Annotated in this window: 7 protein-coding genes and 1 pseudogene; 4 read left to right on the top strand and 4 right to left on the bottom strand. The window is 35.9% G+C overall.

What is annotated here, in order from left to right:
- Positions 1–98 precede the first annotated feature (98 nt).
- Genes IM477_RS16075 through IM477_RS16065 form a run of 3 tightly spaced genes read right to left on the bottom strand, consistent with a single transcriptional unit; the run spans position 99 to position 1,255 of the window.
- The gene (locus IM477_RS16075; protein WP_287732563.1) at positions 99–458 is read right to left on the bottom strand and encodes a caspase family protein; all 360 of its coding nucleotides are present in this window, start codon (positions 456–458) and stop codon (positions 99–101) included.
- Entirely contained in the window at positions 452–865 is a 414-nt protein-coding gene (locus tag IM477_RS16070; protein ID WP_287732562.1) for a hypothetical protein, read from the bottom strand. The genes IM477_RS16075 and IM477_RS16070 overlap by 7 nt, the downstream gene beginning before the upstream one ends.
- Before the next feature lie 3 nt (positions 866–868).
- A complete protein-coding gene (locus IM477_RS16065; protein WP_061430453.1) occupies positions 869–1,255 on the bottom strand; it encodes a hypothetical protein in 387 nt (128 codons plus the stop codon).
- 176 nt (positions 1,256–1,431) lie between these two features.
- Here IM477_RS16065 and IM477_RS16060 point away from each other — a divergent pair, with 176 nt between their 5' ends.
- The 4 genes from IM477_RS16060 (at position 1,432) to IM477_RS16045 (ending at position 4,356) form a co-directional block, all read left to right on the top strand.
- Positions 1,432–2,688, top strand: a complete 1,257-nt coding sequence (locus tag IM477_RS16060) for a hypothetical protein (RefSeq protein ID WP_287732560.1) — start codon at positions 1,432–1,434, stop codon at positions 2,686–2,688.
- 711 nt (positions 2,689–3,399) lie between these two features.
- Positions 3,400–3,621, top strand: coding sequence for a hypothetical protein (locus tag IM477_RS23155; protein ID WP_235194908.1), 222 nt, complete (start codon positions 3,400–3,402; stop codon positions 3,619–3,621).
- 78 nt (positions 3,622–3,699) lie between these two features.
- Complete coding sequence (locus tag IM477_RS16050) at positions 3,700–3,933, top strand: hypothetical protein (RefSeq protein ID WP_002756604.1); 234 nt, start codon at positions 3,700–3,702, stop codon at positions 3,931–3,933.
- A gap of 81 nt (positions 3,934–4,014) precedes the next feature.
- Positions 4,015–4,356, top strand: coding sequence for a type II toxin-antitoxin system VapC family toxin (locus IM477_RS16045; RefSeq protein WP_287732558.1), 342 nt, complete (start codon positions 4,015–4,017; stop codon positions 4,354–4,356).
- Between the two features lie 14 nt (positions 4,357–4,370).
- Here IM477_RS16045 and IM477_RS16040 read toward each other — a convergent pair.
- Positions 4,371–4,521: pseudogene (locus tag IM477_RS16040) on the bottom strand (Uma2 family endonuclease); the annotation flags it as partial.

Here is a 4,521-nt window from a genome sequence, read left to right as displayed (position 1 = left end):
TTAACCTCGATTTATGATTTTCCTTGATATATCTGGGTTTCAGCGATTTTGGGCTTCTCGAAGTAAATCCCAAGCGGGGATTGGAGTTGAGGCTTTTCTCAATTTGTTTTTTGTCTAAGTCCCACTAGCTGTTTTTGTATATATCCAATAACATCAGAAATACTAATTAAACTATTGGGAGTAGCTTGACCATCTAACCCCCCTTCTATCGCTTGACATAACAAATGGGTGAAGACGCTAGATGAACTGTCTGCCAATTCATAGCTCTTCTGACTTTCTTGACAAGAGGCAATAATAGCAATACCTTTGGGTAATTCTAGTTCTAGATTTTCCAAGGGATTAAATTCGTTTTTTTTAGTCCCTATTTCACTTAAGATTTTGCCACTATGACAAGCATCAATAATAATGATATAGCGGTAAGCGCTTGAGTGAGATACAGACCAAGCTTTGCCTAGCATGGTTTATAGCTCGTGACACTGTACCTCATACGACTGCACACCGCTATAGCACGCTCAATTCCTGATGCTCTTAGCTGATTTATAAGATTTTTAAAAGGGTAATAACTATCTTCATCTAAGCCCAGTTTAATACAATATTGCTGATTTTTGACAATTCCATGTCCGGAGAAATAGAACAATAATTGATCGCTAGAATTCAATTTTTTGAGAATTTCTTTTAGTTCTTTTAAAAAGGAAAATTCGTTCTCACAATTGTGAAGAGGCGGATAAATAGGCTCGCATCTTCCAAGATTAGGATCGGTTAACAAAGTCCACAAACGAGATGAATCACGGTTGCCAGCCTGCAATTCATCCCCTGTCCGTGCATTAACAACAAATGCTATTCTTTTCCCTGTTGTTTCGTTCATGATTTATTGTTTATAAATGTTGACCAAAATATTTGATTCTGTTGAGCTAGACTGAAGTTGAGCAATTGTAGTTTGAATATTTTCAATTTGTTGCGGAGAAATATTTTCAATGGTATAAGTTTGAGTTCCAATTGTCATTGAAACAGAGTATCTGGGTTTTTGAGATTGCCAGTATGCTAAAACTGAAATAAAAGTTCCGACAGCAGATAAGGCTAAACTAGCAATGGCTATTCCTATCGTTAATCCGCCATCCTTCACCTTAGATAAAGATTCAAGTTTTTCTTGTTTTACGGTTAAGTTACACTCTTTTTCAATTAGCATAGCAAGGTATTCTAATTCATAAGAGTCTTCGGATGTAACCTCGTGTTGTAAATTTATGTTAATGTTCATAATTGTTTGTTCATTATTACTAGACTTATTATAATCCAACTAATGGCAGACAGGAACAGTATCGATTACAATATAAAACCACTAAAACATAAATCAAGTTTTTCTGTTCTAAATTTATGTTATAAAATCCTGACAAACCAGAAAAAATCATCATTCAAATTGATGGTACGCCGTCTATGAAAGGGTTTGTCAGCGATCGCAACAGTCGCTACATTAGAACCCTAAGATTATTAAGAAGTGCGACAAATACAGCTTTTCCTACTACTCCATCTCCAACCTTTTATGTTTTTGGGACTCAGCGACTCAAGGAGCCGATCAATCATCAATCAGCTGAAACTGCCTGGTTTTATAGTGGGGGAAGACCTGAATTAAGAGATGCGGCCACTCATAAAATTATCGCACCCCAAAAGACTGATCCGCCCAATTCCCTCTACGTTATTGTGACGGATTTATATCAACAAAAAGCTCAATGGGAAGACTTAGCAGCACAACTCAAAGATCATTATCTCCTGAAGGATGGTTACGCCGTCGGTATTATCCCAGTCAAAAGTAAATTTTGGGGGGATATTTATGATGTTGGATTAGATAATATTCGTTATCCCAGTGTTAAAACAAATCATCCCTTTTATATCTTAGTGTTAGGTCGCTATTCTCAGGTTAAACAATATTTCGATAAAATCAAATCGGAAAGTCAAAATACAGGACTTAATTTTCCTGCTGAAAATTTTGTTATTTTCTCCACTCAAATTTTTGAAAAACCTGCTTTACTGCAAATTAATGACAATGAACAACCTACCCCTTCATCTTCTTCTCCGACATCAGATAATCCTCAGAAATCAGGAATTAGACGAGTACAAGTAATTAATGATGGTAGAATAGTGATCAAAAACGTGGAGAATCCTCAAAATGTAGAACGACTTATTATTCCTAGTCAAACGAGCAATGATAGTCCAAAAGAGACTTCTTTAAAATATAGACTCAACTATAATCCTCTGCCCTATACTTTGCCCCTAGGGAATTCTGCTAGTTATCAACTCAATGGTAATAGTGACTTTAATAACAACAAAGAAAAATTTGAAAGATTAGATCCCCAAAGTTCACTGATTCCCCTTCAACTAACGAATTGGCAATCTACGAATAATCAATTAGAATTTAATGCTTTAATAAATCTTGACAATAATCCTCAAGGAATTGGCGTTTATCGCTTAATTTTTGATGTGTTTCCCGAAAAAATTTCTGGCTCATCAAGACCATATCAAGCCCCGTCTTGGTGGAAAGATTGGAGTTTTGGCGAAAACGAAATTTTTGCAGGAGATAGAACTTACAATTTACAACCCTTTTTATATAATCTAGGAGATACGACTTTTAGAATTATTGAAAATAAGCCAAATGTTGCTCTTGGCCGTCTTTGCTTTATTATCCACAAAAAGTAGGGGTTTGTCAATCAATCAAAACACGGGAGCATCGAGAGCATCCCATTTATGCAAAAATATAAGAGAGAACACCAAAAATAAGTGATTAAATTTATTCAATAGGACAAGCAGACATAAAGAATTTATCTTCATTATCGCCTCTAAGAAGGAATTAAGGAAGAGATTTAGACAATTTATTCAACTGTAGCGATTAAATAGCCAGTTGACCATTAGACACCTCCATAATATTATTTTAAGACTGAAAATGTTTCCAGCAAAGGAGTTGAGCTAAATAAAAATTATTTTATTTGCCCCATAGTTTTTCTATAAAATTAAATTAGCAATGAAAGACATACATTTCAGCCGTTGCACTATTTTGTTAGTACACAGCATAAAAGCAAGCTGTGATTGGTTTATCACTCTTGGAGATATCTACTGATTAGGTATCTCGAATAAGCAAATCGAAAACTTCAAAAACTGCAAACAGCAACCCCCATAGTTATCGATGAAAAATCAGGAAAATTCAAATTTCAGTCGGGAAGTGCCCAATTAAACCCCGCTTTAAAAACCTATATTCGTCAGCGCATTATTCCCGCTATCGAAACCATTACCAAAGACAGAGAAATCGACTTTATTCAAGTAATTGGACACACCGACGGACAAGGAATACAGAAGACAAGTAATCTCGATAAAAATATCGAATCGGTTGCCAGCAGAAAACAATCTGTTAAAATGCTAGTACCCGGTTCTAACACTGATTTAGGATTAATGCGAGCTTTAGCAGTAGTCCAAGAAATCGAAAGCACAGGTAAACTCAAAAACGTCAAATTTCGAGCTTTTTCCGCAGGACAGTTATACCTCCCATCGGGTAAATTAGCTGCGGTTAATCGTGACGCAGATGCAAGCAGACGCAGAATTGAAATCCGTTTTATTCCCCCCGGTAGAAAACAATAAGACAAAAAAATCTAGAAATTTGTTTTTTTATCTTTTGCTTGTTACACTGAGGAAAGAACGAAATTCAAATCAATATCTATGGAACAAAACACTTTAGAGGGGACTTGGGAAGAAATTTTACAGCATAGTGCTAAATTAGCAGGTCAGCGAGTGAGATTGACCATTCTACCTAATCAATCTTCCAATTCTTCCACTCCAGAAACCCTAGACCAAAAATTAAAAGGAAGAGTTGGACGAGTTTATTTTCAGCCATCAGATTTATCTGAGCGAGTAGAAGAAGTTTTTACAAATATTTTAGATGTTCAAGACTAATCAGCATTACATCAATGACTCTTTGCGACGCTTCTCCACTTATTGCCTTAATTAATGAAGCTGATAAAAATCATCAGCGTTGTGTTGACATTTTATCTTCGCTATCGGCCCCCCCTTGTCACGACTTGCGCTTGTTTTACCGAAGCAATGTATTTATTGCGTCGATATGGTGGTTGGTTCGCACAACAAGAATTATGGGGTTATGTGGTAGATGAAATACTGGTAATACACCATCATAATTCAGATGAACTAACAAGAATGGAAACCTTAATGATACAATATCAAGATGTTCCTATGGATTTAGCAGATGCTTCTTTAGTAGCCATGGCTGAAGTTCTTAATCAAAAACAAATATTCACTCTCGATAGCGATTTCTATATTTACCGACGGTATGGAAATCAACCTTTTGAGGTTGTACCTTAATTATTTTTCATTCCCTATAGGGTAACATCCTCGTATAAATCCCGAAAAGATGCCGTCAGATTAATACTCTGCAAACTAAAACTTTCTTGCTGATAGGTTTGCAGAATCCATAAACCCTGTTCACCCCGTCGAAAAGTTTCCACTCGTTGGTGTTTACTATTCACT

It is taken from the genome of Microcystis sp. M090S1 (genome assembly GCF_020246295.1).
In the GTDB taxonomy this organism is placed as follows: domain Bacteria; phylum Cyanobacteriota; class Cyanobacteriia; order Cyanobacteriales; family Microcystaceae; genus Microcystis; species Microcystis aeruginosa.
Note: the sequence above shows the minus strand (reverse complement) of the source record. Positions and strands in the feature narration are given on the sequence as shown.

Bases quoted from the DNA above. Each gene is read 5' to 3' on its own strand.
- IM477_RS16070 (WP_287732562.1), bottom strand. From the start codon at position 865: ATGAACGAAACAACAGGGAAAAGAATAGCATTTGTTGTTAATGCACGG.
- IM477_RS16065 (WP_061430453.1), bottom strand. From the start codon at position 1,255: ATGAACATTAACATAAATTTACAACACGAGGTTACATCCGAAGACTCT.
- IM477_RS16050 (WP_002756604.1), top strand. From the start codon at position 3,700: ATGGAACAAAACACTTTAGAGGGGACTTGGGAAGAAATTTTACAGCAT.
- IM477_RS16060 (WP_287732560.1), top strand. From the start codon at position 1,432: ATGAAAGGGTTTGTCAGCGATCGCAACAGTCGCTACATTAGAACCCTA.
- IM477_RS16075 (WP_287732563.1), bottom strand. From the start codon at position 458: ATGCTAGGCAAAGCTTGGTCTGTATCTCACTCAAGCGCTTACCGCTAT.
- IM477_RS23155 (WP_235194908.1), top strand. From the start codon at position 3,400: ATGCTAGTACCCGGTTCTAACACTGATTTAGGATTAATGCGAGCTTTA.